This is a genomic window from Levilactobacillus sp. LN180102 (assembly GCF_050106635.1).
Taxonomy (GTDB): Bacteria; Bacillota; Bacilli; order Lactobacillales; family Lactobacillaceae; genus Levilactobacillus; species Levilactobacillus brevis.
Genome location: NZ_JBNIIX010000032.1, coordinates 1 through 5,032, shown reverse-complemented (window position 1 = coordinate 5,032; position 5,032 = coordinate 1). Strand labels below are relative to the sequence as shown.

Sequence of the window (5,032 nt, the reverse complement as noted above, 5' to 3'; positions counted from 1 at the left end):
CGGAATAGGTTATACTAGACAAAAGATCAGCTCCTAAAAGATGGGTTTGTGGTAAACACCATTTTAAAGGAAGCTGATCTTTTTTGTCCGAACAGCGTTCGGATTAATTTTACAATCTACCCAAATAGTAATTTTTCCGAAATTTCCGTAGCAAATTTATAAAATAGGGCATTTCTTTTCCCAACTAAAAAGCCATTATTAAATTTTTCAACAAATGGAATAGAAACATATGCGTTACGGCCAGACAGATCTTGTACTTTGTTCCAGACCAACAAGTCATAGTCCCAAATGTCTTCTGGTAGATCTTTTGTTAAAAATTCAGTAGCATCTAACCAAACACCTCCATATTCACTAAGAAGTTTAACGCGCAGGTAATCAGTAAAATGTGCTGCCGAAATTTTTTTATTTTTAAGTCTATTTAAAATATTCACATCTATCTTTGTAAATTCTTTTAGATTTTCAAGCGTAACCACTCTAAGCTCATACCCATGAGCATGATTTTTCATAGAAGCTATACTTACCTCCACTGCCTCTGGTAGATCTTGAGTACCTTGTAACCAAGCAGTCCACATTATCTTCTTGTCAGGTATTGCACCATTATCCACATGCAAATCATACTTAGCGTATATCCATTGATACTTATAATATATATACTCCGAGACCATATGATCGGTTACATCAGAAATTTTTTTCAATATATCTGCAAGCCAACTTGGACGTCCAAAAGTAATAAATACTGGCCGTAATATAAGCCCCATAGCTTTAAAAAGGCTATACTTTAGACCCCCTACGAATCCAAAGCATTTAAAAATAACTGTTACTTTTTGCAAATTAAACCCCACTTCTTTATCTGTAATTCATATCTGTTATTTCAACCAATCCATCTAGTACCTATATTTAAACGAACGAAGAAAAAGCAATATTTTTTCAAAACACCGCTTGTATCCCTCGATAAATATAACTAAACTTAAAATTTCTATAATCGTTAAAGTGATAAGTGAAAGCCAAGAATCACCAAACCATTTATCAATACCTAAGCGTAATAACAGATCAAAAACTACCATTTGTGCAAGGTACATCTCCATACTAATTCCACTAAAGTATTTAATTACCTTCCCCTTAAAGTTTTTGCCGCTTGAACCTATTGCCAATATTGACAAAGTTGCATTCATTAATACTTGTTTAATATTAAAAACACTAATACCGGCAAAGCTATTAGGAAGGATAAAATAACTAACTATAACTAACCCCACCAGAAAAAGGGAAATCAGCCAATACTTTTGTACATACTCTATTATGATGTCTCTATAAATATAGATTAAACCGCCAATGATAAAAAAAGGAAAACAATAAATAAAAGTATATTTGGCAACAAAATTTCCACTTACAAACTTATTAGTAAAAAAATATACATCGCACAAGCCATCTATTATTAACGAAATGACTAACGCACTCCAGATGCGAATCTTATTTGAAACAACTACTGTAAAAAAAGGAAAGATCAAATAAAATGCAAAAATGACACCCAAAGTCCAGCTTATTCCCATAGTCTGCAAATGATTATTAGGTAAAAAGCCAAACAACAACGTTGATTCCATTAACTCTTCAAAGATATTTTCTTTCGTATGTTGTATAAGAAAGGCAATTAGTAACAGAAAGAAAAAGAAAGGAACAATTTTTCCATAGCGTCGCCGGTAAAAATATTCTAGATTTACTTTCCCAGAATGAAATCTTTCATAGTAACCACAACACAAACCAAAAGCACTCACAATAAAAAAAAGGAAAACTAGATTAGTCCACGATCTAATAACCATGTTCGCTATTGGATTTAATCTAATGTTAGCATTGACTAAATTATGCATAATGATGATGGCAAAGCAACCAAAAACCTTCAATCCATTCACACCATCATAGATATTCGAATGTTTTTCCAATACTTATTCCCCCGTATTCTATATACACATCTCTAATCTAGAACATCTTCATCTTGCTTTGACGAAACAAAGTCCACAATGGCCAACAAAATTGGCAAATAAAAACTTCTCTGTGGATCAAAAAGTGATACACTAACCCAACTTCCAAGAATAAAACTCAACAATAATAAATTTGCAAACTTTCTTGAGGACCTTATAAAAGCTATCAATAGCGAACTTAAGTAAACAATCATATTTATTATTCCAGATATTCCAAATTGGGCCAAAAAGCCAATAATTCCAACATCATCATAATTGAATGAAATAATTTGGCCATCTCCGGTCATATAGGTACTATGGATTAAATTGTTATAAACATCATCTCTCGCAAAACCAAATCCAAACCAGCCATTATAAAGAATATTATCTAAATAATATTTAATAGCCCCTTGTCGAATTGATAATGAGATTAGACGACTAGTCTCTTTAAAAAAGAGTAGATTCACAATGTAAGCAATCATTAAAGGCACAGGAATCGCAATAATAAATAAGAGCACTGATATTACACCAAAAGAAATTTTATCTTTTAATTTTATCAAGATGACTATTCCTAATATCAACAGCAGTAGCATTATGTATATCCTCGTTTGCCCGACAAAGAACAAATATATCACATAAACCGTCAACATAAGCAAATTTACCTTTTTAGTAAAAATTTTATATCCCAGTCTAACAAATACAATCATCAACAAAAATGCAAAAAAAACAAAATCAGTCGCCGAAGCTAAACGTATAAAACCAAAATAGTTTTTCACCATAGATCTAGCAGAACTTACGTCTAAAGTACTATTTAGAAATAGAATTGATCTCCCAGTATGTCCCAAAATATATGATTGAATTGTTTTACTGATTGCAAAACAAAAAGCAAATATGCCAATTAACTGAACAAAGTATTCTACTGACTTACGATCACTTAAAGCCCTCCTCAAGGGAAAATAAAGCAAAATAATAAAACTATTGTAACCAATGAAAAAGGTCGACAACACCGTTTGATCCATTCTTAAAGCTGTGAAAAGGATTACCAAACTACTCGTAATTACGAATAACCAAACAAAGAATGTAAAAAAGTGTTCTTGATATTCTTGTTTTCTTCTATAGAAGAAAGGACTAAAAATAGAATATATAATTATAACCGCTAACAACAACTTTTTTTGTGAATAAGCCATCACTGCTGAAAGAGCGGTGTTAGTTAAGTCCAATACATCAAATAAATTCACCTGAATTAATAAACATATGATAATAAAAAATTTATCAATTTTTTTCAAAAATAATCCTCATCTTTCAAAAGAAGATTTTTGTGGAAACTTTTCATGAAAGGTACTTTTTAGAGATTCAGAAATACCTGAAAATTGTTCGTCATCTATATTGGAATCATCGTTTATCACAATCATCTTATGTTTTCCACTACGAATATCTTGTTCTGCTTGTTTTTCCTTAGTGTACAAGTCATAAATTTTGCCAACCCTAGGACTTCTAACTGAGAATTGTCCACGTACTAACGCATAATATCGGACCAACCAAATGGTAATGTCTTTTTTAGATCTGAACCTATCTGACATTGTTTGAATATAAGCCTCCGAATTATTATGTAAAACTTCCTGCATCAAGGACTTTTTTATTGAGTAAGGATAATGTAAGTCAAAGAAACGCGTGAACTTTGGCCAAAATAATAATAATAACGTATATACATTCAGTTCCATATTGATCGGATTAAAAAATTTAAAAAATTGGCTTCTCATTACTTTCCTTTTTGAGAAATTCTGATTTATTATTCTCATATTATTTGTATGAATATAATCAAAATCGTACATTGGTTGGATAGCATTTAAACCGGCTGTATCCTTAGGTAAACCATCTTTATTAAAAAAGTCCCTCTTTTTAACTGGCCGATTTAAAAACATATCATCATTAAAATAAACGAATTGTTCTGACAGATTTGGAATACGATATAAATTAAGCTCAATAGCGCTTGAATTAAAAACCGGCAAATATTTTTTATCAATAATGTCCTTATGGTCTATAACTGTTATTTTGTCCTGTTTGATATTCAACCATTCTGGAACCTGAGCATCTGTTACAAGGAAGACGTGATTAACCCATGGTGCAAAGCGTTCAACAGCGCGAAACCAATACCTGAAAATACCAAAATCTCTAAATCGGGCATTTTTGACATCCAGAGTGTCCAGATCGGCATAATTATTATACTTTCTGAGCCAGTTTTCATCTTGTCCATTAACCCACGTTACAACAAAATCTATTTTCATTTCTTTCACAAGAACTTCCATCCCCATTTATTAAAATATTTTATAGTACTATTCATCATCTGAACAATGCCATGCACGCTTTTTTTATTTTTCCGTTGCCATTCATGATAGATACATGCGTTAGGATAAAAAATCGTTTTAGAAATAGCATTTACTTTTTTAGTAATATCGCTATCTTCCATATACAAAAAGTATCTTTCATCAAACCCTCTAATATCTTTGAATATATTAGTCCGAAATAGCATAAATGATCCAGGGACATTACTTGCTTCATGTAAGGAACGATATCCATCTGGTAGATTGACAAAGCGTTCTTTTCTTTTGGAAAAAAATGGCAGTCCAGTAAATCGCAAAACCATATCTAATACGGTTGATTCACGCTTCAACAAATGTTGTACTTCTCCATTAGGAAACTTAATCAACGGTGAAAGTAATCCATACTCTTTATGCGTATCCATGAAATGAACCATATTTATTATTTCATTGCTACTTTTAACAAAAACATCTGGATTGACTAAAAGATGATAGTCACTCCTCAGGATTGGTATGACTAGATTATTTCCAGCACCAAACCCCTTATTCTCTGTGGGCGTAATTACATGAACTAAATGCTTTCTATCTAATCCATTTAGATAACTAGTGAGTACCTTATTATCAATAGAATTGTTCACTAGGTAGATTGCAAATTTAATCCGAATTTTTGGACAAATTTGTCAGCATAACCTGATACGGTGTTTGCCAGTCGAGTATTTTAAGCGGTCGCTGGTTAATTTGGAGTAACGTCGTCGTTAAATC

Annotated in this window: 5 protein-coding genes and 1 pseudogene; all 6 read right to left on the bottom strand. The window is 31.9% G+C overall.

Features of this window, described 5'->3' with window-relative positions:
- Positions 1 to 116: 116 nt before the first annotated feature.
- Complete coding sequence (locus ACP4IT_RS12340) at positions 117 to 830, bottom strand: capsular polysaccharide synthesis protein (RefSeq protein WP_426855843.1); 714 nt, start codon at positions 828 to 830, stop codon at positions 117 to 119.
- A 54-nt stretch (positions 831 to 884) separates the two neighbouring features.
- Positions 885 to 1,934 (bottom strand): acyltransferase family protein, encoded by a 1,050-nt coding sequence (locus ACP4IT_RS12335; RefSeq protein ID WP_267160803.1) that lies wholly within the window; start codon positions 1,932 to 1,934, stop codon positions 885 to 887.
- Positions 1,935 to 1,966: 32 nt separating this feature from the next.
- Entirely contained in the window at positions 1,967 to 3,238 is a 1,272-nt protein-coding gene (locus ACP4IT_RS12330; RefSeq protein ID WP_267160804.1) for a hypothetical protein, read from the bottom strand.
- Between the two features lie 9 nt (positions 3,239 to 3,247).
- The gene (locus ACP4IT_RS12325) at positions 3,248 to 4,237 is read right to left on the bottom strand and encodes a stealth family protein (RefSeq protein ID WP_267160806.1); all 990 of its coding nucleotides are present in this window, start codon (positions 4,235 to 4,237) and stop codon (positions 3,248 to 3,250) included.
- A 5-nt stretch (positions 4,238 to 4,242) separates the two neighbouring features.
- Positions 4,243 to 4,908, bottom strand: a complete 666-nt coding sequence (locus ACP4IT_RS12320) for a glycosyltransferase (RefSeq protein ID WP_426855840.1) — start codon at positions 4,906 to 4,908, stop codon at positions 4,243 to 4,245.
- A 16-nt stretch (positions 4,909 to 4,924) separates the two neighbouring features.
- Positions 4,925 to 5,032 (bottom strand): annotated as a pseudogene (locus ACP4IT_RS12315) (IS30 family transposase); the annotation flags it as partial.